General features: G+C 59.6%; 22 protein-coding genes, 1 tRNA gene and 1 pseudogene. 5 read left to right on the forward strand and 19 right to left on the reverse strand.

The window, feature by feature from the left end:
* Positions 1-2 precede the first annotated feature (2 nt).
* From JF539_RS24210 to JF539_RS24255, 10 genes are all read right to left on the reverse strand, one after another.
* Positions 3-236, reverse strand: coding sequence for a hypothetical protein (locus JF539_RS24210; protein ID WP_207143346.1), 234 nt, complete (start codon positions 234-236; stop codon positions 3-5).
* A gap of 75 nt (positions 237-311) precedes the next feature.
* Positions 312-671: a hypothetical protein gene (locus JF539_RS24215; protein WP_207143347.1), complete on the reverse strand. Its 360-nt coding sequence runs from the start codon at positions 669-671 to the stop codon at positions 312-314.
* Positions 658-1,152 (reverse strand): hypothetical protein, encoded by a 495-nt coding sequence (locus JF539_RS24220; RefSeq protein WP_207143348.1) that lies wholly within the window; start codon positions 1,150-1,152, stop codon positions 658-660. The genes JF539_RS24215 and JF539_RS24220 overlap by 14 nt, the downstream gene beginning before the upstream one ends.
* Before the next feature lie 257 nt (positions 1,153-1,409).
* On the reverse strand, positions 1,410-2,279 hold the full coding sequence (locus JF539_RS24225; protein WP_236042651.1) for a methylenetetrahydrofolate reductase: 870 nt from the start codon (positions 2,277-2,279) through the stop codon (positions 1,410-1,412).
* A gap of 480 nt (positions 2,280-2,759) precedes the next feature.
* Entirely contained in the window at positions 2,760-3,602 is an 843-nt protein-coding gene (gene purU, locus JF539_RS24230) for a formyltetrahydrofolate deformylase (protein WP_207143350.1), read from the reverse strand.
* Between the two features lie 48 nt (positions 3,603-3,650).
* Positions 3,651-4,955 (reverse strand): TRAP transporter large permease, encoded by a 1,305-nt coding sequence (locus JF539_RS24235; protein ID WP_207143351.1) that lies wholly within the window; start codon positions 4,953-4,955, stop codon positions 3,651-3,653.
* Positions 4,952-5,461 carry a TRAP transporter small permease gene (locus JF539_RS24240; RefSeq protein ID WP_209017571.1) on the reverse strand — a complete coding sequence of 170 codons (510 nt, stop codon included), beginning with the start codon at positions 5,459-5,461 and terminating at the stop codon, positions 4,952-4,954. Before JF539_RS24240 ends, JF539_RS24235 begins: the two co-directional genes overlap by 4 nt.
* A gap of 10 nt (positions 5,462-5,471) precedes the next feature.
* Entirely contained in the window at positions 5,472-6,479 is a 1,008-nt protein-coding gene (locus JF539_RS24245) for a TRAP transporter substrate-binding protein (RefSeq protein WP_207143353.1), read from the reverse strand.
* 190 nt (positions 6,480-6,669) lie between these two features.
* Positions 6,670-8,079, reverse strand: coding sequence for a vanillate/3-O-methylgallate O-demethylase (ligM, locus tag JF539_RS24250; protein WP_207143354.1), 1,410 nt, complete (start codon positions 8,077-8,079; stop codon positions 6,670-6,672).
* Between the two features lie 196 nt (positions 8,080-8,275).
* Complete coding sequence (locus JF539_RS24255; RefSeq protein ID WP_207143355.1) at positions 8,276-9,001, reverse strand: GntR family transcriptional regulator; 726 nt, start codon at positions 8,999-9,001, stop codon at positions 8,276-8,278.
* Between the two features lie 652 nt (positions 9,002-9,653).
* Between JF539_RS24255 and JF539_RS24260 the strand changes: the two genes are divergently transcribed.
* Positions 9,654-11,576 (forward strand): caspase family protein, encoded by a 1,923-nt coding sequence (locus JF539_RS24260; RefSeq protein WP_207143356.1) that lies wholly within the window; start codon positions 9,654-9,656, stop codon positions 11,574-11,576.
* 186 nt (positions 11,577-11,762) lie between these two features.
* Here JF539_RS24260 and JF539_RS27775 read toward each other — a convergent pair whose 3' ends face one another.
* From JF539_RS27775 to JF539_RS24280, 5 genes and pseudogenes are all read right to left on the reverse strand, one after another.
* Positions 11,763-12,647 (reverse strand): glycosyltransferase, encoded by an 885-nt coding sequence (locus tag JF539_RS27775; protein ID WP_328809312.1) that lies wholly within the window; start codon positions 12,645-12,647, stop codon positions 11,763-11,765.
* Between the two features lie 414 nt (positions 12,648-13,061).
* Positions 13,062-13,538: pseudogene (locus JF539_RS28145) on the reverse strand (glycosyltransferase family A protein); the annotation flags it as partial.
* Positions 13,501-14,346 (reverse strand): glycosyltransferase family A protein, encoded by an 846-nt coding sequence (locus tag JF539_RS24270; RefSeq protein WP_207143358.1) that lies wholly within the window; start codon positions 14,344-14,346, stop codon positions 13,501-13,503. The gene JF539_RS24270 and the pseudogene JF539_RS28145, both read right to left, overlap by 38 nt.
* On the reverse strand, positions 14,343-15,260 hold the full coding sequence (locus JF539_RS24275; protein WP_207143359.1) for an SDR family oxidoreductase: 918 nt from the start codon (positions 15,258-15,260) through the stop codon (positions 14,343-14,345). The genes JF539_RS24270 and JF539_RS24275 overlap by 4 nt, the downstream gene beginning before the upstream one ends.
* 604 nt (positions 15,261-15,864) lie before the next feature.
* Positions 15,865-15,941 (reverse strand) — tRNA-Ile (locus JF539_RS24280).
* A 235-nt stretch (positions 15,942-16,176) separates the two neighbouring features.
* Between JF539_RS24280 and JF539_RS24285 the strand changes: the two genes are divergently transcribed.
* Together JF539_RS24285 and JF539_RS24290 are read left to right on the forward strand one after the other, a co-directional pair.
* Positions 16,177-17,256 carry an AI-2E family transporter gene (locus tag JF539_RS24285; protein ID WP_207143360.1) on the forward strand — a complete coding sequence of 360 codons (1,080 nt, stop codon included), beginning with the start codon at positions 16,177-16,179 and terminating at the stop codon, positions 17,254-17,256.
* 120 nt (positions 17,257-17,376) lie between these two features.
* Complete coding sequence (locus tag JF539_RS24290) at positions 17,377-18,132, forward strand: SIMPL domain-containing protein (protein WP_207143361.1); 756 nt, start codon at positions 17,377-17,379, stop codon at positions 18,130-18,132.
* A gap of 84 nt (positions 18,133-18,216) precedes the next feature.
* Here the strand turns inward: JF539_RS24290 and JF539_RS24295 are convergent, their stop codons facing one another.
* Both JF539_RS24295 and JF539_RS24300 read right to left on the reverse strand, forming a co-directional pair.
* A complete protein-coding gene (locus JF539_RS24295) occupies positions 18,217-19,122 on the reverse strand; it encodes an alpha/beta hydrolase (protein ID WP_209017572.1) in 906 nt (301 codons plus the stop codon).
* 177 nt (positions 19,123-19,299) lie between these two features.
* Positions 19,300-19,893: a GNAT family N-acetyltransferase gene (locus tag JF539_RS24300; protein ID WP_207143363.1), complete on the reverse strand. Its 594-nt coding sequence runs from the start codon at positions 19,891-19,893 to the stop codon at positions 19,300-19,302.
* 383 nt (positions 19,894-20,276) lie between these two features.
* Between JF539_RS24300 and JF539_RS24305 the strand changes: the two genes are divergently transcribed.
* The gene (locus JF539_RS24305) at positions 20,277-20,777 is read left to right on the forward strand and encodes a cytochrome b (RefSeq protein ID WP_207143364.1); all 501 of its coding nucleotides are present in this window, start codon (positions 20,277-20,279) and stop codon (positions 20,775-20,777) included.
* 147 nt (positions 20,778-20,924) lie between these two features.
* On the opposite strand, the gene JF539_RS24310 is transcribed toward JF539_RS24305, so the two are convergent.
* Positions 20,925-22,022: an NAD(P)/FAD-dependent oxidoreductase gene (locus JF539_RS24310; protein ID WP_207143365.1), complete on the reverse strand. Its 1,098-nt coding sequence runs from the start codon at positions 22,020-22,022 to the stop codon at positions 20,925-20,927.
* Positions 22,023-22,218: 196 nt separating this feature from the next.
* On the opposite strand from JF539_RS24310, the gene JF539_RS24315 reads away from it, so the two are divergent.
* Positions 22,219-22,884: a dimethylsulfonioproprionate lyase family protein gene (locus JF539_RS24315; RefSeq protein WP_209017573.1), complete on the forward strand. Its 666-nt coding sequence runs from the start codon at positions 22,219-22,221 to the stop codon at positions 22,882-22,884.
* A gap of 219 nt (positions 22,885-23,103) precedes the next feature.
* Here JF539_RS24315 and JF539_RS24320 read toward each other — a convergent pair whose 3' ends face one another.
* On the reverse strand, positions 23,104-23,952 hold the full coding sequence (locus JF539_RS24320) for a transglutaminase-like domain-containing protein (RefSeq protein ID WP_207143366.1): 849 nt from the start codon (positions 23,950-23,952) through the stop codon (positions 23,104-23,106).
* Positions 23,953-23,954 lie beyond the last annotated feature (2 nt).

Below are 23,954 nucleotides of genomic sequence, written 5' to 3' on the forward strand. Positions count from 1 at the left end.
GCTTACTTCACCTTGGAGGATTTGATTTCCGACTCGGCGTCGCGAAACCGCTCTTTTGTCTCCTCGAGCCCGCCCTTCAGGGTGAGCCACACATGAGCCACGCCGTTTATGGCAGCCCGTTGCACCGCTTCGTTCGTCAAGACATAGGTGACGGCGCCACCGACGAGAGCCCCCGTCAGAAAGCTGCCTTTCGTCAATGTGTTTCCGGCTTTGCTTCCGTCTGCGGGATTTTTCATTGTTGTCTCCTTGCTGTCCTTCTTGCCTCTGGCGCAAGTAGCCTTCTCCTGGGACCGCTCTCCGCGAGAAGCGCTCTATTGGCCTTCGTCCGACGCCGTCGGCGTGTCGGCCTGAGCAGCGTTCTTGGAGGAATTGGCGATATAGTAGGCCCCCACACCCGCCGCGACCACGGCAAGGCCGAACAACGGCACGCTCCTTGCGAAATGTGAGGCAATCTGCGCGACGGCGCCCGCCGCAGCGCCGATGGCGGCACTGTTAGCGGTCGCGCGCAAGGCTTCGTCGCCGGTGGTTTCCTTGTTGCGGAAACGGATCGCCTCGTTGATACCGGTCCATGTTCCGGTGATCGCCGCGCCACTCAGCCCGGCACGCACCACTTCGGTTGTGGTAAGATGAGGGGTCTGAATCTGGCCACCCTGTCCACTAGCTGTCGTCATCCTGTCTCTCCTCACTGGCTTCCTCGACAGGCCCGGCTTTGGATGTCTCCGAGGCTGGAGTGTTTTGCGAAAAGGCTGAAGCTGTAAATGATGCGATCAAGGCCTTGATGGCCGGCATGTTGGAGACGGCCAGAACGGCGGCGGAGCCCAGGAGAGCCCCTTTCCAGAAGTCCCTGTCCTTCAGATCGAACAACTTGCCCAGCGTTTCGGCGCTGAGATCGCCACGCGACAGCCTGTTGAAAGCATCCATCAGATCCTGGTTGCCCGCCTCGGCGTCCGGTTGAACACCCGCATCGCCGGCCGAACCGCCGGCGGCGCCAAACGGCCCCTGCCCGCCTCCCGCCCAAGGCGGTTGCGGACCGAAATAATACCAGCCGTGCGGCGGTTGCCCGTTTTGCCCGTGCCCCGAATGATCGCCATATCCTCCGCCATTGTTCGCGGAACCGTTACCTGCTTGCGGAGACGCGCTGTTATCCGTCATTTCGACCTCTTGCTCCTGGAGAGACCTCGCGGCAATCTCAGATGGTATTGCAGCCTTAGCAGAAGTTCACCAGGGGCACGAATGACTTAAATCAATGAGAAAGCAGGTGTATCCGGCGCTCTGAGCGGTTCAGGCGTCCAATCGCTTTCCCCGGCGGGGCCTCCCGAAATGAAATCCTTGCTCTTCTGAAACCAGAAACCTCGGGCTATCATTGGCCATGGACGCGGGAAGCCGAACGGGGCGCCAGACAGCATCGCTCATGCGCCCTTGTGCTGCTGCCTGCCGGCCCATTCGGCACAGGTCCTGATCCCGCCGAGCGGAAAGAAATGGACTTTCTCGACAGGGGAATCCGGCCGGGACGCGACTTCCCGGCTCAGCGCCTCAAGAACGTCGGTCGGCTCGTAAGGCAGCAGCAAACGGCTAAGATCCATCGCCCTACGTTTCAACACCTTGACGGACGGCCCGACACCGCAGGTCATGGCGAATTTGATCAGCGTCTGCAACTTCGCCGGCCCCGCGATACCGAGATGTATGGGAAGCCCGATGCCCATCTCCTGCAGGCGCGCTACCCACCGGGTTACCGGCTCCGCATCGAAGAAAAACTGAGTGACAATTGCCATGTCCGCATCCGTGCGCTCGGAAAAGGACTGCTTCCACTGTAGCGCCTCATCGACACGCCTCGAGGTTCCGTCCCTGTCGATATCGGGATTGCCCTCCGGATGCCCGGCAACATGCAGGCGGCTGAAACCGAACCTATCGAACAGACCGCTTTCAAGCAATTGCATGGTGTTGTCGTAGTCGCCGATAGGTTTGGACGTACCGCCGCCGATCAGGAGCGCCTCGTTCACATCCGCCTCCTCCCGGTAGCGCGACAGCATGGTCCTGAAGTCTTCGGCATTACGAATCAGACGCGCCGGCAGGTGCGGCATGACACGGAACCCGTCGTCGCGCAGCCTTCGTGCCGTCAGGAGCATATCCTCGAAATCCGTGCCTTCGACATTCGCGATATAGACGCAGGTTCCTTCCGGCAAAAGCGCCTTGAAGTCGTCGATCTTCGCCGCGGTGCGCGGGAGAACCTCGATCGAATAGCCCCTCACCAGGTCGCCGACGGCACTATCCCGGCTCATCTCCGCACCTTGACAGTCCCCCTCTCGTTCCAACATCGCGACACCTCCCAGATCGACCCTAAAATGTATACACAATTCAGATCTAAATCGAAAGACAATTACAAAATCCACTGATAAAGTGCGAGTTTGTTGCAGGCAAAGATCCTCTTTGCTTCTAAAAAATGCATACATTTATCGACTAAACCATCCACCGCCCGGACAGAGAACAAGAGGTGGCAGCGACCCTGCCGCCTCAGACGATCAACGCTCCCTCGAACCGTCATTCCGGACAAGTGAGGCGCCAGCCGAGCGCAGATCCGGAATCCAGACATATTCTGCGCCGAAGGCGCTCAATACAAAATAAAATCAAATAGATATGATATAGAGTGCTCGCTGCCGCTCGCGCAGACGTCTGGATTCCGGCTCACGCGATGCCGCTTCGCGGCACTCTGTCCGGAATGACGATCCGAGAGTTTGTCGGAGAACTCGAGAAACGGCCACCTATTCGAACACCACCGTGGTCGTTCCGTTCAGCATGACACGATCCTGAAGGTGGAGGTTGACCGCGCGAGCCAGAACCGAGCGTTCGATGTCGCGGCCCTTGCGGATCATGTCTTCCGGCGTGTCGCGATGGGTCACATGCTCCACGTCCTGGGCGATGATCGGCCCCTCATCGAGATCCTCGGTCACGTAGTGCGCCGTCGCACCGATCATCTTCACGCCGCGGGCATGCGCCTGGTGATAGGGCTTCGCCCCCTTGAACCCCGGCAGGAACGAATGGTGGATATTGATGCAGCGGCCGGACAGATAAGCGGAAAAGTCGTTTGAGAGGATCTGCATGTAGCGCGCCAGCACGATAAGCTCCGCGCCGGTCTCTTCGACGATCGCCTTGATCTGCGCTTCCTGCGCAGCTTTGGTCTGGCTGGTGATCGGTAAATGATGATACGGCAACCCTTCGTGCAGGGTCAGGTTCAGGGCGGAGCTCGGATGATTTGAGACAATGCCGACGCAGTCCATGTTGATCTCGCCGATCCGCATCCGGTAGAGCAGGTCACCGAGGCAATGATCGAATTTGGAGACCAGGATCAGAACCTTCCGTGGCCGGTCCGCCGGCCGCAGGGTCCATTCGAAACCGAACTTGCCGACGTGCCTGGAAAAGGCATCGGTAAACGTCTCGACGGGTTTTTCCATGGAAAACGCGCAGCGCATGAAGAACATGCCGGTCCGCCGGTCGTCGAACTGCTGCGCTTCGGTAATGTCGCCGCCACAGTTGGAAAGTTCCGTTGCCACCGCGGCCACGATGCCCGGTCTGTTTTGGCATTTCAGGGTCAGGATGCAGTTCATCCTTGCCTCCTCTCTTGGGAAGTCACGCGGGCGAAAAGGCAGGCACGGCTAATTGATCATCGTGTCCGGCAGGATCAGAGAGATCTGCGGAAACAGCACAAGCAGGACCAGCGTGAGCAGCATGGCGAACCAGAACGGCATCACGCCCATGAATATCCGCCCGAGCGGCACGTCCCTTGCGACCGATTTGACGATAAACACATTGATGCCCACAGGCGGTGAAATCAGTCCCATTTCCAATGTCAGCACCACCAGCACGCCGAACCAGATCGGATCGACTCCCATCTGCGTGATGATCGGGAAGAAGATCGGCATGCTCAAAACCAGCATGGCGAAGCCTTCCAGAAAACAGCCCAGGACCAGATAGCAGGCCAGGATCAGGAACAGCGTGCCAAGCATCGGCAACTGCAGTCCGGTAATGAATTCGCCGATCGTCTGCGGAATGTGGCTCAGCGCCAGAAACGGATTGATCATATGCGCGGCGATCAGGATCAGCATGACGGTCGCCGTGGTCACGACGGAGTCGCGCGTCGCGGTCCACAATCCCGACAAGGTCAGTTTGCGGCTGGCGAAACCGTAGGCGATCACCAGCCCCGCCCCGACCGCGGCCGCTTCCACCGGCGAAAACAGGCCGCCGTAGATCCCGCCGATGGTCAAGGCGATGACTGCCAGGATAGGCGCCGCGCCGGCAAGGCCGCGCATCTTGTCCTGAAGCGTCGTTTTCGGCCCCGTTGGCCCCATTTGCGGGAAGACCCAGCACAAGAGCGAAACCGTCAGAACGAACATCGCGAGCAGCAGCAGGCCGGGCAGAACCCCGGCCAGAAACAGCCGTCCGATCGATTCCTGTGACAGGATCGCATAAATGACGAAACCGGTCGACGGCGGGATCAGGATCCCGAGTGTTCCTCCAGCCGCGACAACGCCCGTAGCAAGACGCGGGTCGTATTTGAATCGCTCCATCTCGCCGAGCGAGACCTTGCCCATGGTCAGCGCGGAGGCAACCGACGAACCGGACAACGCGGCGAAGCCGCCGCAGCCGATGACAGTGGCCGACGCCAGCCCGCCTCGAACGCGTCCGATGGTCGCATAGGCCGCGTCGTAGAGCCTGCGGCTCATTCCGGTCTCGGTGGCCACGTTCCCCATCAGGATAAAGAGCGGCACGACGACGAGTTCCGCCGAGGAGGCCAGCGTGAAGCTTTCGGAGGCCATCAGGCTCATCGCGGCGGGAACACCGTTCAGCACGGCGTTTCCGGCAAAGCCGACCGCGAACATGGCGAAAGCGACCGGCACGCGCAACGCCAGCAAGACAACCAGCACGCCCATGCCCAAAAGGCCCACAGCTGTCGCGCTCATATCGCCTCGTCCGGTTTGTGCGACAGCGGAACACCGCTCCAGGCGATTTCAAGCGCCCGCAACACCATTCCGAACGCCGTGATCAGCGACAGCACCACCATCACGTACTGGAACCACGCCTTCGGCAGATAGATGATATTGGTCGCCAGGTTCAGCATCCTCGACAGCGCCGCCGATTCCCAGACCGTCCAGGCAATTCCGCAGAAAATCACGGCACCGAGCAAGGGCCCAATCACATCTCCGAACCAGAGCAACCGCGGCGGAAAGACATGCTCGAAGACATCGACCGAGATGTGCCCGCCGAGCTTGTCGCAAAGAGCCATCCCGCCGAACACGACGATCACCATGGTCATCTGGGAAATATCCTGGGCTCCGGTCAGCGGCGCGCCGAAATAGCGCCCGGTGACATCCACCAGAATAACGACGACCTCAATGATAAGACCGATCGAACCGAAGATCGCGGACAGGCCGATCAACCTGTCCGCGAGTTTTTTGAGTACCGGCAACACGGGCGCCTTACTGACCGGACATGGTCGCGAGGACGTCCTCGGCCCCGGCACCCGTTACGATCTTCTCGGTAACCGGAATGGTCAGCGCACCGAACGCATCGATTTCGGCGTCAGAAAGCTCGATGACCGTATTGTCGCCGGACGCCTTCAGGGCTTCGATGGTCGAATTCGCCTTTGCGTTCCAGCCGGCCTCCGCGCTGGCGGAAAGCTTGCGCCCGGAATTGTCGTCGATTGCCTTCTTGAAGTCGTCGGAAAGCCCGTCGTATTTCGCCTTGTTCATCACGAGATAGAAGGAGATGCGGCCGAGCGGGGCGCCGATGGTGTAGCTGTTCGCCACCTCGTCGAGCTTGAAGTCGGTCACGGCGCTGGCGCCGGTCACCACGCCGTCGATCAGACCGGTCTGCAGGGCGTTGTAGATCTCGGGCGCCGGCATCTGGACCGGCGTAGCGCCGAGCGCTTCGATGACGGCAGCCGCGGCGGCCCCGGAGACCCGGATCTTCAAGCCCTTGAGATCCTCCGGCTTGCGGATATCGCGATCCTTCATGATGAAGATGTTGGGTTCCGACAGCCACAGCGCCAGCGGCACGGTGCCCGGAAATTCTCCCGAGATCTGACCGGCGTCATAGGCGTCCCAGAGGATTTCGTAGCCGGCCTTGCCGTCCGGAAGAACGCCCGGCAGTTCGGACACCATCGTTTTCGGGAATTGCGACGAGGTGTAGCCCTGCAGACCCCAGGTGATGTCGGCCACGCCCTGCACGGCACGGACATATTGCTCAAGCGGGCCCCGTCCGAGTTCTCCACCCGGATAGACGTCGATCGTCAGACCGCCCCCCGACGAAGCTTCCACACCGTTCTTTAAGGGCTCGATGGTGGACGCGGTCAGCGTATGCGCGGGCGGCACCCAATGCGCCAGTTTCAACGTTTCGGCCTGGGCCGAAGGCGTGACGGCAAGAGCGGCGAGGACGCCGGCGAACGCGGCTCCGGCGACTGAACGACCCACTGTCAGATTGAACATGCAATTTCCTCCCAATGGTTAAAGGCTCGGCCCACGCTTTGCGATTGTTGCCCAACCTCCTCAAACCTTACGCTGCGGCGGCGTAAATGGCGATTTCGATTTTAGTGGCAGCTCCCCCGGCTAACTCGCTTGTTTTGGCTCCTGACCGGAGCAGCGGGCATCCGGCTCCTCCACCGGACGCCCTCACCGGTCAGACCGCGGTCTTGGTCCGCCAGCTGTCCGCGTAGTTCTCGCGGGCTTCGCTCGAATACGGCGTCGGCGAGACCCGGACCCGGATTTCCGCCTGCCTGTGCGCTTCGGTCGATGTCTTTGCCGTCGGCTCTGGCTCGCCCCACTTGAGCGTCAGAACGTCGCCGACCTGGACGTCGGCATTGACGATGCCGAGCGACAGCATGCAGCGCTCGTTGTAGGAGTAACCGTTGAACATCGACATGCCGACCATCTTGTCGCCGTTCATCACCATGTCGGCGCTGGTCGAGGCGTAGTTCGGCTGCGGGAAATCGATCCACTTGTAGGGAGTCCCCTGCTCGAAGGCCGATGCGATGACCTTGAGCACGTCCTCGCGGTTCCACTCGAAGGTCACCTTCTTGCGGTTGGTCTGGCCTTTCATCTTCTCGAGCGCGGCCTTGCCGACGAAATCGTCCTTCTTCCAGCCGATGTAGAAGTCGTAGCCGAGTTCGAACGGATTGACGTAGTAGTCCTCGATATTGTCGGAGACGAAAGACCCGCCGATCGCACCGGTCGCCTCGTAGCTGTCGGCACCGAGCCACTGGCGGTATTCGGCAAGCATGCCGTCGCCGGTGTAAATGCCGGGCAGCGGCGAGGGAATCCAGCCCGATTCCAGCGTGTTGGTCGAATAGGCGCGGCTGCCGCAGCGCACGAGATTGACCCCCGCTTCCTTTGCCGACTCCAGAATGACCGACAGGACATAGGCCTTGTCTTCATAAGGACCCCAGACTTCAAGCCCGGGCGCACCGGACATGCCGTGACGCAGGGCCTGCACCTTCTTGGAGCCGATATTGATCCAGTCCACGTGGAAGAACTTGATATCGGGGATTGGACCACCGTTCATCTTCTCGAAGATCTTAGGCGCATCCGGCCCCTGGATCTGGTAGCGGTAATGCGTCCGCAGCACCCGCTCCCCTTCGGGACGCGACGTCGAGCGCGGATCGTGCTTGATGCGGACATTCCATTTGCCGTAGGCCGCACAGAACTGCAGCCAGTTGGATGTCGGTGCCCGCCCGACAAGAATGAACTTGTCCTCGCGCTCGCGGAAAATGATGTGGTCGCCGATCACATGGCCGTTCGGCGTGACCGGAACGAAATGCTTCGCGCGGTTGAGGCTGAAATTCGAGAACGAATTGATACCGTGATAGGCGAGGAATTCCTCCGCCTGCGGCCCCTCGACGATCAGTTCGTCCATGTGATGACACTGATCGAAAAGCACCGCCGACTCGCGCCAGGCCTGCTGCTCCAGACGCCAGTTGCTGAATTCCGGCGTCACCACAGGGTATACATACATTCCGATTTTGGAATTGCGCAGCAGTTGGACAACATTGCCACTTTGGCTCAAAACCGCCGCTAAACTGGTTGCCGACATATCTCTTCCTCCCAAAAGTCAAGTCAACATGTATACATACCTATCGCATTTTAACCCCTTTGCCACTCAAAAATTTGCCGTCACCCGCCTTGATGCATACATCGAGGGCAGGACACCCCCTTCCCGAAGGGCCTGCAAGCCATCGCCAACCGCTCGCTCCTCCCGGTCTCAAGGCGAAGGCGCGCGGCCTTTCCGTTCAGGTCACCACCAGGGCGAGGCCCGGCAACTGGCCGGCCTCGCCCTTTTTCTTCATCGCTTCCTCAAGATCCCGGCGCGCGGTCCTGGCGTGCTCGCGCGCCAAAGCCTCTGCCCGGCTTCCCTCACGCGCCTTGATCGCCGCGAGAATTTCCCTGTGCTGCGCCTGTGCGAAGACAAGCGAGGACTGCCGGCTTTGCAGGTTGACCTTGTCGGGCAGAAAGGCCGAGGGCGAGGCAAAGGGAAGATGCACGACGCGGTCGAGTTCCCATTCGATGATCTTACTGCCGGAAAGCCGCGTCAGAATGCGGTGAAAGTCCTCGTTTCCCCTGGAGTAGATTTCAAAATCGACGCTGTCGTCCCGGAAGCAGGCATCCAGCCTCTCCACGACCTCCGTCATTTGCGCCAAAAGCTCGGGATCGGCACCTCTTTCGGCCGCTAGCCGCGCGGCGGTGCCTTCCAGCACCCCGCGCAATTCGATTGCGTCGATTACATCCTCGACGCCGAAGGCCCGCACCGCGAAACCGGTGCTCTTGGCCCGCTCCAGGAGCCCCTCTTCCGCCAGGCGGGACATCGCTTCGCGCACCGGCGTACGGGAAATGTTCAGCATTTCGGCCAGCGGAACCTCAAACAACCGCTCGCCGCCGGCAAGCTCGCCGCTCAGGATGCGTTTCCTGATCTCCGTCAGCGCCCGAATTGTATGATTGCTGCCCGTCGCTTCCGCCATGTCCCTGCCTCTAACCTTTCGTTCGCGGCCTTGGAAAAGATGGCAGAAAGCATACACGAGCACGCAGACAAGGGAACGGCTGAACCCCGTTTCAAGGTTTGAGCCCGGCCGCCCATCGACGCGCCCAATTCAAAAACTGATTTTTTTTCATATGGTTATCACTGCGGATCTCAAATTTTCAAAAAAAGACCCCTCTCGACCGCAAGGCTTTTCATGCACTGATGACCGGCAAGTCCAAGATCTTGTATGCATCAACTCGTTCGATCCGGTCCGAGGTGACGCTTGCGAATGCATAACCACGCGTCAGCGAATGGAGGGGTTTAAGCACAAGACAAACCGCCTTGCCGCCACACTGACAAATCCCGCAGCAGATCAGGCGCAACAGACCCGCGCCTTGAGTTTGCCGTTTCTGGAAAATGCCACTCCGGCGACAGAAATACCTTTGCGTTAATTCATGGCTTTTCGGCCGACCCTGTGGTTAGATTGCTGAATATTACTGTTTGATTTTAACACTGCCGCCTTCCCTTTAGCGTTGAAGGCCTTGCTGAACGCAGACCGCTCGAACAAAACAACGGTTTTTACGGAGTTCGGTTGACTGATGCTGCCATTGCTCAGAACTCTCTCGGTTTCTTCAGGGACATTGCTTTCCCTCTTGGCGTTTTTCCTGCTCATATCCGGCCCGGCTTCTCTCGCGGGCGGTCGGGTCGCGCTTGTGGTGGGCAATGCCGCCTATCGGAATGTCGGAACCCTGGCCAATCCGGTCTCCGACGCGGAAGCGGTTGGAGCCGCGCTGCGCCGTCTCGGCTTCGATGTCACCCTGTCCCTGAACCTTTCCAAACACGAATTCGAAAGCCGGTTGGCGGACTTCTCCGACCGGGTCAGCAAAGCCGAGATCGCGATCGTCTATTATGCCGGACACGGCATGGAAATGGACGGACGGAATTACCTGGTACCGACGGACGCCCGGCTTGTCTCGGACAATCGGGTTCGTTTCGAGGCGGTGTCGCTCGACACGGTTCTGGCAGCCCTCGAAGGCGCCAGGGGCCTCAGGCTGGTTCTGCTCGACGCCTGCCGTGACAACCCCTTCGTTCGTGACATGCGCCGCACGCTGGCGACGCGCTCAATCGGACGCGGACTGGCCGAAATCGAGGTCCAGCCGGGGATCCTTGTGAGCTACGCAGCCGCCGCAGGCACGACCGCCCTCGACGGGGCAGGAGATCACAGCCCCTATACCGAAGGCCTGCTCACCTATCTGGAACAGCCCGGGCTCGAAATCAATCTCCTGTTCCGAAAGGTCGCCGACTACGTCCAGGAGAAGACCAACAGGCGACAGGTGCCCTTCGAATACGGACGCCTGCCGGGGCAGAGCATCTATCTGAAAGCGCCGGAACCGGTTACACCGCCACAAGCGGTCGCCTCACTGCACGGTGCCGAGCAACCGGCTTCCTCGAACCGCTGCGGCGAAGCCGACATCCAGTGGAAGGCGATCAAGGACCTTGGCTCCAGACCTCTTTATGAAAGCCATGTCCGCCTGTTCGCCTCTTGTGCATCCGCTGGCTTGGCGAAAGACCGGTTGCGCGCGCTTTCCCGGCCAACGGAAACGACGACTTCGGCCGCACCGGTGACGGAGTGCGACCGGCTCGCGGCATTTCCCGATGACGAGATGAAACCAGGGGATGTCAAAGGGGTATCCTTCGCAGGCCTGGACGCAAAAAACGCCGTTCCCGCATGCCGGTCGGCCGTGGAAACCTATCCCGACGAGCCCCGTCTTCTGTTCCAGTACGGACGCAGCCTCTACAAGTCGGGTGACTACGAACAGTCCCTTGCCTGGCTCCGCAAGGCGGCCACGCTCGGGAATTCGGCCGCACTTGTCAACATCGGCGTCGTCCATGCCAAGGGAACCGGTGTCCGGCAGGATTACCGCGAAGCGCTCAGTTGGTATCGAAAGGCCGCCGATCTCGGCCAGTCGACAGCGATGGCGAACATAGGCGTTCACTACACGAGGGGATGGGGTGTCGATCAGGACCATGGCCAGGCGCTCGTCTGGTATCGAAAGGCCGCCAGCCTCGGCCATCCGGTGGCAATGTATGAAATCGGCAATGCCTATTTCAATGGAAGAGGCGTGAAACAGGACCACCGCGAGGCGCTCGTCTGGTACCGCAAGGCAGCCGATCTCGGCCATTCCGACGCCGCGAACAATGTCGGCCTGGCATATGATTACGGAGAAGGAGTTGCACAGGACCTGCGCGAGGCACTGGCTTGGTACCGCAAGGCGGCCGATCTGGGCAATGCGTTGGCAATGCAGAATGTCGGCAACGCCTACGCCAACGGCTATGGCGTGCGAAGCGACCCCCTCGAAGCCGCCCGATGGCTCGAATTGGCGCTCCGGCAGGGCGCCGAAAGCACCCGGTCAAACCTGCGTGACGGCACATGGGGCAAGGAACCGGCCCGGGCCCTGCAGCGGCGCCTCAAGGATCAGGGCCTCTACGACGGCCCCATAGACGGCGCCTTCGGCCCCGGATCAATGGCGGCAGTCGATTCAATCTTCGGCAAAAAACAACGCCCGACGCCCTGAAATATCGGAACATTATTCCGCAAGAATTGACGGCATCCCGACAGTCGGACATGCCAAGTCTTATGCCCCCCTAACCGGCTTGCTTTAAGAGGCCTCGCATTCGCTAAAAAGGTTCTATTTGAGATTTTCAAACCATTTGGATCAGTCTTATCAAACGCATTGCGCAACCTCCTGCCGAATTGTCGACTAAAGCCATTCTTTTTTGCGCACCAGAACTTCCGGCCAGCTTTCGCCACGAAAGAGAGCAAACCCTTTCCCCTTCGCGCGTGCCCAGACGCCAAACGACAGCAGCAACCTCGCCAGTTTGAAAGAAAACGGTGGAAGGTGTTTCCGGTAGAGTTTCATCGTGTCTCGCAAGATGGCCACTTGCATATTTGACGTACTTTGGTGAAAGCATCCGCGCGCATAAACGTAGGACGTAATTGGCGTAAAGGTTGGATAGGCTCCCACCTCTCGTGCCCTAAGGCAGAAATCGACGTCTTCTCCACAATGAAAAAAATCTTCGTCCAGCCCGTCCAGTTGCTGCCACAGATCCGCTGTTATAAGCAGGAGACCTGCCGGAAGCACTGGTACGGCCCTTGTGTCGTCCCGTTTCCAACTACCAGGCATATCGGGATCAAGCCACGCCGGACCATTCTGGGCACCCAGACAAGTCGCAAAGCAAATTGCAGACCAAAGGCTCGGATAGCCCAAGTAACTTGACGGGTCGATGTGACCGTCTGCATCTTTCACCTCGCATCCATAGATACCTGCGTCGGGTTTGGCAAACGCCAGCGCCAAGAGTGTGTCAATCAGGTTTTCCTGCGCAACAGCTTCCGGATTTATCAGCAAAAGATAATCGTATTCCCCTTTCAACCGCGCTCCCTGGTTGGCAGAAAACGCAAAGCTTTGTCTCACCGTATTCTGCACTAAGGTCACGCACGCGCTAAACTGATCAACAGTCGCTACGCCTCCATCAGAAGACGCGTTGTCAATCACGATTATTTCCAGATCCGCCCATTTGGACTTCAAGCTTTGAAGGCAACAGAGCAGATGATTTTCGCTGTTTTTGGCAACAATCACGATGCGCACTCTTGGCCGCCCTTGTATCGATGCCCCCGCTTGCTGCCGAGGGGGAATCCAGGATGGCCACCGTTGGCAACGCACGACCCGGGACATCGTCTTAACAAGCAAGAATCCTGGAGCACTGCTAAAATTTTGCCCAAGCAACCTGAGGCAGCTACTCTTGCGTTTTGTATTTCCAGGATCTTGTTGTGAGAGCATCTCTGACTGCCGCCATCGGGAAACAGATCTCAGAAGACTGACACCTTCAACCCCGACAAAAAACTTTCCAGTACCTGCGAAGTGGCTCTCCTCGCTCGAGAACAAGTTGCACACGTAGGCATCGTCTGGAGCTTCTTCCGGAAACGCATTCCAACGGCACCTGCCTGAAGCATTTGTTGCGTAGCAGCCAGCTCCTATCGGCCGTTGACCGACATTAGGTAGCTGCGACCATATCCTAAAATATGACCTCGCCAAGACGCCGGTTGGCTGCACGGTAATCAGTGGCGGAGACACGAAACAAGGCATATCTTTGTCAAGCGCATGTCCGATAGCACCAAGCGTACCTGGCAGCAAAATGCAGTCTGCGTCTAAGTAAACAACCGGTCCCGTACCGATCCGGGCCGCGTCTCCCCTGTTAAGCGCAGCATGTTTGCCAGGCTCATGTTCTGTCACGAAAACGAGTGCATGATGTCGGTCAGCGAAGACTGGTTGAAAGTCCTCAACGATACGACGCATCGTATCAAGCCCTTCCGCATTGCCCACCACGATAACGTTCAAACGAAAATCTACGGCTTCGCAGACTAGCGCGCACAGGGTCAACGCCAGGGAACGCTGCTCGTTACGGGCCGGTATGACAATTTCGAGGATAGACTTCGACCTGCTATGAGTTTCGGCGTCGGTGCTCAAAAAGACCTCCATAGACGCCAGAAATCAGAAGCAACGATAAAGCAACTACGACATCAATCCACATGCGAGGCGCTTTTAACGTTTCGACAATACCGCTCCATCGAGGAAAATCGTAGGCTTGCCGGTTCGCAAAGCGTTCGGCCAATTCCGCGTTATATCTACGGTATCTGCATCTTGCTTTGATTAGCGCCAGAACTCCCGGTTCGGAGAGGACCTCGTATTGAGCGGAATCAATCAACCTTCTCTGATGCGGCTTGAACAGCAGACGCACGAATTTATCATCCGCTTGAATATCAGGAAGTTCGGTCCAGAGTTTTCTTCCTTCATACGAAACGGCGTACACGCCCGCTGTAACCGGGGAGGAGCGCACATAAGGAGAAAATAACCAAGCCCTCATGAATGCCCGCACGAGCACCGACCTTGAGCGCGTGAACGAAATCTGGAACGTTGCAAAATTTGGGCCTGCGGCCTCGGTAAAGCACTTGCCGAGTTCTTTTAGCGCGTTTGCCGACAAACTGGCGTCCTGATCCAGATAGAGGCGATGACACGGCGGCAATTGAGCTTCCGCTCGCATGATAGCATTTCGTCTGCCTTTCGGAGAGGTCAGAACTCGAAATTCAAAACCCGAGGCCTCGAAACGCTCGCGAAACAACTCAGCGGCCTTCAGGCTCTCTGCGGAGCCGTCGTTGACCACGACCAAGACGATGATGCGATCAAAGTCGCCATTCAGCATTTGCTCCAAAATACCGTTAAGCGAACGATGGATCGTCTTTGCAGCATTCCAAGCCGGTATAATTATGCCAAGACAATTCTCTTTCACGACGTACGCCCGACCGTGTCTGGCCTCACCTGACTTTGATTGACGACTGGGTCAGACAGACAGCCACCTTGATAGATGACGTTACCGAAATGAGCTCTTAGTCTGGAGGAGTCCAGAGACACATTCTTTGGTCTTCTCATTTTCTGTGCGTATTCTTTCTGCGAAATCTCCACAACCCTGGATTTCGAAGAAGCAGATCGGGCAATGACGCACATTAGTTCAAAGGGGGAAACGGTGGAGCGACCGCCGATATTTATCTGCCCAATGAAACGGTCCTCAGCCAAACACAAGATCGCGCGCGCTGCCTGCTGAAATGAAATGGGCGACCGGAGTTCATCGGTCAAACCATAAACGTCTTCACCGCTTTTTAGTTTTTCCGCGACCGCCGTCCAACCACCAGGCCTGCCGTGGAGCACTTGTCCATACATCATGGCGAGGCGACCAACTGCTCCAGCCTGCTTCGAAAGTACGATCTCTTCACCCGCAGCCTTTTGGCGACCGTAAACGCATATCGGTCGGGCATCTTCGTGATCTCCATAGAGACCCTCGGGACGTCCTGGGTGAACAAAATCGCTAGACGCAAAGAACATCCATGCATGTTCCGCTTGACAGTATTCAGCAATAATACGTGTCGCCTCTACGTCTATCGCCTGACCGATTTCAGGGTTTGCCTCGGCCAAGTCAGGGCGCGCCACCGAAGCCAGATGTATAATCTTTGACGGACGAACACTTTCAAGCAACAAACGCAGGTTCCCTGGAACCGCCAAATCTAACGCCCGGATATCGTAGCTATGAATTTTTTGCCAACTTCGGGCAATACAGGTCACCGTGTCTTGCCTTGGCTCTTTTGTGGCAAGCAACTTAAGAAGCGCACCTCCGAGCTGACCGGATGCGCCCGTTATCAGCCAGGGCATGTCAAACGCTCACAGGGGTAGGGCAGCAGCGCAGTGACACTGAACCGTGTTTGCACGCACGCGCTGTCCTATTGCTGACAGCACCATCAACTAAACGTAAGGCATTGAAAACGTTGAGAGGTGTTTTTCTGCAAACAATACAATTCTGCGCAACAACATCATTTTGTGTGAAAATCATGTATTGCCAATCTCCTGAATATAATATGACAACATTAACGCATAGGTTGAATTTCACGAAGTTAAAAAACTTATCTCGGTTAACGCCCCGGCACCTCACACTTCTCGAAAAACGCCAAAATGAGCCGCTAAATTGCTCCTAATTTCTCTCAACGCTTTTAGCAGTTAGCCAGTGTTCGTTCCCGCGTTCGCTTTTTGGTCTAAGAAATCGGCCAAATCGCGACACCTATCATACTCTTCTTATATTGATATGCAGTTTGAACCTGAGCGGTTCTCCATATGCGTGAAACTATTCGGGCAGCGGCCAACGAAAGTAGTAAACGCCGTTTCGAGACTGAGCCAGATAGACCGGATTGAACACCGAAATGTCCCCCCAGAATGTCCCACCTGGGAAAACCGGATCTTAAGGCATTGATTCTAAAGGGAATGGTGGGCCCGGAGGGACTCGAACCCCCAACCAATCCGTTATGAGCGGACGGCTCTAACCAGTTGAGCTACAGGCCCTTGTGCCGCAGGGCGCCGGAAATGGCGGTTGCGTGGCACGACCTCCCTATACCACGGCCATTTTCAGGGGCAAGTGCTTTGCGTGACCGGGCGGAAAAAGGCCTTGGATTGTGACGCGATGCGCCGATTGCTATAGAGTTCCGCGGTATCCGCGAAAAAGGTTCCGTTCGACTGCCGCTTGCGCTCTAAATGGATTTCAGACTTGAGCATCCCCGTTTCTCCCGCCGGAGCGCCCATGCGATCGCCGCTTTTGACCGTCACCCTCAGCCTGCTGCTCGTCTGCCTGATCGGCTGGCTGCTGGTCGTCGGCCGCTCTCTGCTGCTGCCCTTCGTGATCGCGCTGATCGTCTGGTACATGATCAACGCGCTCGCCCATGCCTTTCGGCGGATCCCCCTGGGTGCGTGGCGCTTGCCGCGCTTTGTCTGCTTCACGCTCTCGCTTTTGACGATCTTCGCCGTCAGCACCTTCGTTCTCGATATCGTCGCCTCCAACCTGACCCAGCTCGCCAGGGACGCGCCCGACTATCAGAACCGGCTCGAGGAAGTGATCGCCGAAGCCTCCGCCATGCTCCATCTGAACGACCCCATCGAGATCAGGGACTTCCTGCCGGAATCGCTGGTCCCGCGCATGGTCACCGCCGGAGCGAGCCTGGTCACGACCATCGCCGGCTCCGCCAGCCTGGTGTTCATCTATGTGCTGTTCCTGATTCTGGAGCAATCGACCTTCGACCGGAAATTCGAACGTCTGTTTCCCGATCCGGAGCGGGCCCGGGCGGCCTTTGCCATCCGGGCGGAGATCAACCGCTCCACCATGCACTATTTTTCCATCAAGACGGCCGTCTCCGTGGCGACCGGCGTTCTCACCAGCCTCGTCCTTCTGGCCATCGGCCTGCCCTATGCGGCGTTGTTCGGGTTCATTGCCTTTCTTCTGAATTTCATTCCGACCATCGGCTCCCTGATCGGCGTGATTTTCCCGAGCCTTCTGGCGATCGTCTATTACGACACGCTCGGACCCTTCTTCGCCATCGCGACCGGTCTCGGCCTGATCCAGTTCTCGATCGGCAACCTGATCGAACCGAGGCTGATGGGCTCCAACCTCAATCTCTCCGGTCTCGTGATCATGCTGTCGCTTGCCTTCTGGGGCGCTGTCTGGGGCGTCGTCGGCATGGTGCTGTGCGTGCCGCTGACCGTGATGATCGTCATCGTCTGTGCGCGCTTCGAAGGCTCCCGGCCGATCGCCGTGCTGCTGTCGCAAACGGGCGATGTCGGCCTTCTCGACAAGGATGTGGCCGGCGGCGACAGGCTGCCCGGATGACCGCCGGCGAAGAGACGGCCTTTGAGATGAACGGCGGCTGAACCGGCAGGCCTTAACGCCGCCGCAAAAAGCGGCGAACGTTCACCGCAAACAACGCATGTTTTTGAAAAGGATATTCCGATGCGTCCCCGCTTTTCCCCGATCTTCCGTCAACACGCGTCCCTGATGCGCGCAACGCTTCTGGCCGCCGGCCTGGTCGCGGGTCTCTCCGCCGCCTTACCGGTCCAGGCCCAGGCTACGCCTGCCGCCAGCATCACGATGGAAGGCCAAGGATCGGTGTCCGTTTCCCCCGACATGGCCGTGATCACGGCCAGGGTCGTGTCCACGGCAAAGACCGCGGATGCCGCCCTGTCGGAGAACAGCGCCGCGCTCTCCAGGATCATTGCCGCCGTCAAGAAGCAGGAGATCGAACCGCGCGACATACGCACCAGCGGGTTCGGCATCTTCCCCCGTTACAAAACCGCCTCTTCCAGCTCCGGCGGACAACCTGCCATCGTCGGATACGAAGTGCGCAACGGCATTGAAGTCAATGTCCGTGAGATCGGCAAGCTCGGCGATCTTCTGACCCTTGTCGTGAACAACGGCGCCAATTCAGTCGACGGCATCCGCTTCGAGGTCAGCGATCCGGACGAGAAACTGGACGAGGCCCGCAAGAAAGCGGTCGAGGATGCCCGGCACAAGGCGGAGGTCTTCGCCAAAGCCGCTGGTGTCGACCTCGGCGGGATCGTGTCGATTGCCGAAACCGGAACGCAGATGCCGCGACCGGTCATGATGCGCACGGAAGCCAAGGCGCTGCTGAGCTCCAACCCTGTTCCGGTTGAGACCGGCGAGCAAACCATCGGCGCAAATGTCACGATCCAGTGGGCCTTGAAGTAACGGCCGGACCCAGCACCTGGGGCCTTTTCGGCTCCGAAGGTCGTTCCGGACGGGCCGCGCATGGAAGCGAACGTCAGGTCCAGGCTAGCGGTTGCGCGGCCTCAGCACGAAGTCGGCGATGGCGGGGACGACCGCTTCCGACAAAGGCAGGCGCGGGTTCGTGTAAGTCTCCATTGCGGAGTCCGGCCCCTCCCCCGGCACGGTCTTCAGCATGTGCGACATTCCCTCCACAACGGTCAGGGTAGCGTTCGCGGCCGCCTCTTTCAGGAGGCGCGCGTCGCTCACCTTGACCTGAATGTCGCCGGTTCCCTGCAGGATCAGGGACGGTCCCGCGTAAGAGGCCATCAATCGCGCGGGGTCGTGGGAAAACAGGTTGATCATATAGGCTTGCAGTCCAGGACTGAACAGCCAGCGCAATCCGGGGGGAATGTCCTCTTGCGCCACGGTCTCACCCTTCTCCAGGGTCGCCAGGATCCTGTTGAGATCCGGCAGCAACGGCGCCGTTCCCGGGTTCGCCTTGAATTGCTCGCGCATCAGCGCTCCGATCGGCCGGCCGGGCGTCGCCGTGAGCACAAGGCCACAGACCGGAGCCCCACCGGTTTCAACGCTCTTGAGCGCGACAAGCCCGCCTTCGCTGTGCCCGAGCAGCCAGATGCACTCATGGCCGCTCCTGCTGGAGAGCTTTTCCGCCCACCGGCGCACATCCTCCGCATAGTCTTCGACGGTCACCTTGTTGCCGTCGCTGATCGCGGCTGCGCTTGCGAACATGCCACGCTTGTCGATCCGCAGGCTCGAAACACCCTTTTCCGCCAGGCCTTCCGCCAGGAGCCGGTAACTGTTGGCATGAAGCCCGTTGCCGCCGTTTCCGTCTCGGTCGGTCGGCCCCGAACCCGGAATAATCAGCACGACGGCGCGATTGTCCGCGGCTTCGACGTATGCCCCCTTGAGGAGCCCCTGCGGACCTTCCAGGGAAAGCTCGTCTTCGGCCATGGCGGAACACCCGAGAGGAAGCAAGACTAGAAAACAGATGAAAGCCGGCGCCAGGCGGCAGCGGCGCCGGTGAAACGGTCGGAACATGAAAGCCCTCTCCGCCGGCCTCGGCCGGGATTTGAGATGCCTCTCCCTGCCACGAAGACTAGGTGTGATATCCGGAAAACACAAGCGGGCTCAATCGCCTGCAAGTGACCGGAACCAGACCTGCATCGGCTTCTCGGTTTCGACAGGCTCGTCAATGTCCTTCCAGGGAAAGCGGACGATCACGCCTTCCAGCTTCTCGTAGCCCCGCTTGCGCCAGAAGGTGTCCAGAGGCTGATAGGACACCGGCTTCAGGGGATGATCGTCCGGCCGGACAACAGCGCAAAAGGCAGCCTGGCGGAAGCCGAGGTCCCTGGCATGAGCCTCGCGCTCATCGAAAAACCGGTGTCCGATCCCTCTGCCCCGGTAGGCCGGATCGAGCACGGACTCGGCCATGTAGAAGATGTTCGCGGGATCGAAGCCCCGATCTTCAAACGGCGTGCGGAACGCCTCGACCTCATCGCCGAGCGGCTCTCCGGTCGCCGCCCCGACCAGCTTGGCCCCATCGAACGCACCGACGATCACGGCGCCGTCCGTCTCACCGTACCGCTCGAGATATCTGGCCTCATAGTCCGGCGTTCCGTCATAGAGATAGGGCCAGTCCCGGAAGACGGTGATCCGCAGGCGCGCGACCGCGTCCAATGTCGCCTTCAACTCTTCGCCAGTCAGGCGTCTGATTTCGACCATGCGCGCTCACTCCCTCTGATTGCGGAACGATTTGCCATATCAGCTCGTCGCCTGAATCTGAAGCGCGTCTCGATTGACGGCTTGTGTGTGACGACCTTCAGCGTCAAAAGGGCAGCTGGCAAGCTTATGTTTCCAGCGTGGTTTTCGGAACCGCAACGCATTCCCGAGCTTGCGGCCGGTATCGGACGAATGCATCCCCACCGCACGGGGGCTGCCGCGCCAGCGGATCTTTCAAAGCCGTTCAGTCCGTGGAATTCCTCCCGCCCTCCAGAAACCCGCGGATACATTCCGATACCAACTGATACAGACTATCGATAGGACGACGGCGCCGCCTGTGGCAGACAGATCAGGCTATTTCCACTTGTCAGGAGTTCCAGCCCGCCATGTCCCGGACACAGCCAGCTTCCTACAGCCCCGTCCATATTGTTCTTCACTGGTCGATCGCAGCCCTGATCCTTTTCCAGCTCGTGTTCGGCGACAGCATCGGCGACCTCGGCCGCGCGTTGCGCAACGGCGGCACGCCGGACACGGCGACCGCCTTCATGGGCAACGCCCATATCTGGGTCGGCATCGCCATTCTGGTGCTCACCGTCATTCGACTGCTCATCGTGATCCTGCGTGGCGTTCCCGCGCCGGTTCCCGGATCGAAACTGCAGCATCTCGCCGCGAAGGCCGTTCACGGACTGCTTTACCTGTTGATGATCGTCGTTCCGATCACCGGCCTGGCCGCCTGGTTCGGCGGCATCCGCGCGGCCGGCGAGATCCACGAGTTCTCAAAACCCGCTTTCATCATCCTGATCACATTGCACGTGGTTGGCGCGCTATATCACCAGTTCGTCCTGAAGGACCGCAGCCTCTCGCGGATGGTGTCCTCCAAGGCCTGAGGACGTATGGTCCGGGTTACTCTCTGAAAGAGGTTGGCATTGCCGGGCTTGACCCGGCAATCCATGTCGTTGTGCAGCGGGAAGCACCCGGAAAGCGCGTCACTTCGCACAACAAGCTGCCCGTTCGACCGGCATCCCTGTCTGTTCCTAATCCCGCGCTTCCAGCCAGACCCGCGCCTTTTCCATATCCCTGGAAACGTAGCCTTCGGCGATCTTCTGCCCGACGACGGCGCCGAACTTGTAGCCGTGTCCGGAGCAGGCCGAAACGACGGTGACCCTGTCCTCGCTCTGTACGAAGAAATGCTCGTCCGAGGTGAACGTGTAGGCGCAGGTGACCACATCGTCGACACGGTACTCCTCGATCCGCGCGAAGGGTGGCGAAAAGTAATTGCGCAGGGTTTCGCCCTCGCCCTCTGCGGGCGTCCGGTCCTGGTCGGGTTGCGCCTTGTACTTGTGAATGCCCGCGCCAAATTTCAGGCCCGTGCCGGCAACCGGCGGCAGCACGTAGCCGTCGATGATTCCGCCCGGATCGAGGATCGCAGGCCCTTGCTCCCAAGCCGCCCTCAAGTCTTCCGGCGGCGTGAGATAGACGACCGCGGTCCGGTAGGTCGTCAGGCTCTCCCGCAGGTGCGGAAACAGGCCGAGTGTCCAGGCTCCGGCGGTGACGATGACGTGTTCGCCGCTCACCACGGACTCGTCCGCCAGCGTCACCGAACCGGCAGCGGCATCGACGCCGGTCACCTGCGCGTTCGCGCGCACCTCCGCGCCCCTGGCAGTGAGCCAGTCCCTCACTCCGGCCGCGATCCGCTGGCAAAGCAGCACACCGCCTTCGTCGCTGTAGGCACCGTAGCGGATCGTCGCCGGATCGACGAACGGGTAGCGGGCCGCCGTTTCAGCCGGCGTCATCTTTTCGAACGGATATCCGCCCTCGACCAGCCCCTGCCGGTAGCTATCCGCACCGTCGCCGTCGTCCTGGGACAACAGCAGGAAGCCGGTTTCGGCGAGGTGTTTTTCGCCGAGATCCGACCACATCTCGTCCCACGCGGCATAGGCGTCGCCGATGCGGCGCTGATAGCCGCCCTGTCCGCCATAGGCCCGGCGGATGATCCGGTGCTGATCGCCGGAAGCCGACAGGGGATTGGGCACCGGCCCCTGCTCCAGAAGCATGACCGGAACGCCACGCTTTGCCAGCGACCATGCGGTGGAAAGACCGGAAATTCCGGCTCCGACGACTACGACTGTCATGTGAAATGTCCTGTGGTGTGATCGCGGCAGATTAGCCGCTCTCTTCGCGGGCGCAAGAGGCGAACTGCGCGACCATTTGCCTTGTCATGCCGGTTTCGTCTTTGCGGTTGTCGGATAGACGAAAGCGGACCCGACTGGAAGACCTACACTCCCGCGCCAAAACTGTCTTGAGAGTGTTGCCGTGCTGGAAATGGATATGCAGACCTCCGCGCATCAAAGACTGTCCGATCACCCGGACTGGGGCTATCTCCTGCGCGAATTTTACGAGGCCTACCGCCTGATGTCGTCCGGCGGCAGCGACAAGATACGCGCCCACCAGCGCACCGTGCGCGAAGCCATCAGCCGGGTCAGCAAGGCCGATGCGGAGATCCGCTTCAATGCCCCCGCGCACAAGCCGGTCACCGCCCATCTGAAACGTTCGCTCGACCGGGGCCGGCTGGAACGCACCGCGACCCTGATCCGCGCGGTGGAAAGCGTCCAGGACCACCTGATCTGGCAATACGGCTATGAAAAGGTGCCCCGGGGCCTGGAGAGAAACTACGCCTATGCGGAAATCTGCGGTCCGAACGGCCCCGTGCTGACGACCGACATCATTCTGGGTCTCGTGCTGTTCGCGCCGGGCTGCACCTATCCCGCCCATGCCCATAACGGCATTACGGAAAGCTATGTCTGCCTCTCCGGCGCGGTCTCGGAAAACCACCAGGGCGTCTATGCGCCGGGGTCCATGATCTTCAATCCGCCGGAACACCTGCACCGGATCACCGTGTCCAAGCAGGAACCGGCCCTGCTGGCCTATGCCTGGACCGGAACGCAGGAAAAGCTCGCCGGTCAGAAAATGGTGTTCAGCCGCAAACGGAAATGACCCCGCTACCGCCTTGGCCACTTCACGAAGACAGCGTTTTCGGATGCTTGCCGTTGGAAGAGGCAGCTTGGAATTCGCGGTCCGCTGTTCCCCGCTCAATTGCGCTCCCGGCCTGGCCGGGAAGACACTGAGGGCGGCAAGAGCCCGGTTGAGGGGAATTTGAACAAGCGCTTCACCGGCGACGACGAGCTTCAACCCCACGATCCCCGAAACGAAACTTCAGGCCGCCGCTTCCGCCCTCTCCACGATCTCCCGTGTGATCGTCACCTCCGCCTTTTCCAGCTTGCCGCCGCACACCCAGACCGGTTCGCCGATCAGCTTTTCGCACGTCACGCCAAGTTCTGGAAACGTCAGTCCCATGGAGTGGGCCACGGCGACCCGGTCCCCCGGTTTCGGATTGAGGCCACAGCAGATCTCGCGCGTGCCCATTTTAAGATGGTGCGCGATGTCCCATTCCAGCACCACGCCCTTGTGCCGTGTCACCACCCAGCAATGCATGTCGTCGCAACAGCCGTTCTTTTCCTGCGGGAAGAAATAGCCGGTAACATAGCCCGCCTCCAGGCCGGCGGCCCGAAGGCTCGCGATCAGGTAGGTGTTGATGTCGACGCAGGAGCCTTCCGTCTGGCCGCAGGCGAGATAGGGTACCTCCTCGCAGCCGTCGTTGAAACGCACCTCGGGGTGGGCATAGCGGAATTTCTCCGCCGCCGCGTTGACCAGCGCCGCGATCGCCGCGTGCCCGTCCGCCGTCGCGTCGGCGATGTTGATGGCGTCGTAGACGAGGTCGCGGGCGGCGCGGGTGAAGCGATTGCAGTGCTGCGTGAACACCGCCTCCGGATAGCCGGGCCCGCCGTCCAGATAGCTGTAGCGGACCTCGACCGGCGCCCCGGCCTCTGCTGAAATCAGCGCCGCCATCTGCCCCGTGGTGCTCTCCCCGGTCAGCGCGACGCCGCCGCCGGAAACTTCGAACCCGACCGGTATCTGATGTGGCGTCGGCAGGCCCACCGGAGCGAGCAACCGCGTTGCCCCTTCTCCATGAGGCGCGACGGTGACGGTAACATTGGTTCTCATGA

The organism is Roseibium aggregatum, assembly GCF_017309185.1.
Classification (GTDB): domain Bacteria; phylum Pseudomonadota; class Alphaproteobacteria; order Rhizobiales; family Stappiaceae; genus Roseibium; species Roseibium aggregatum_B.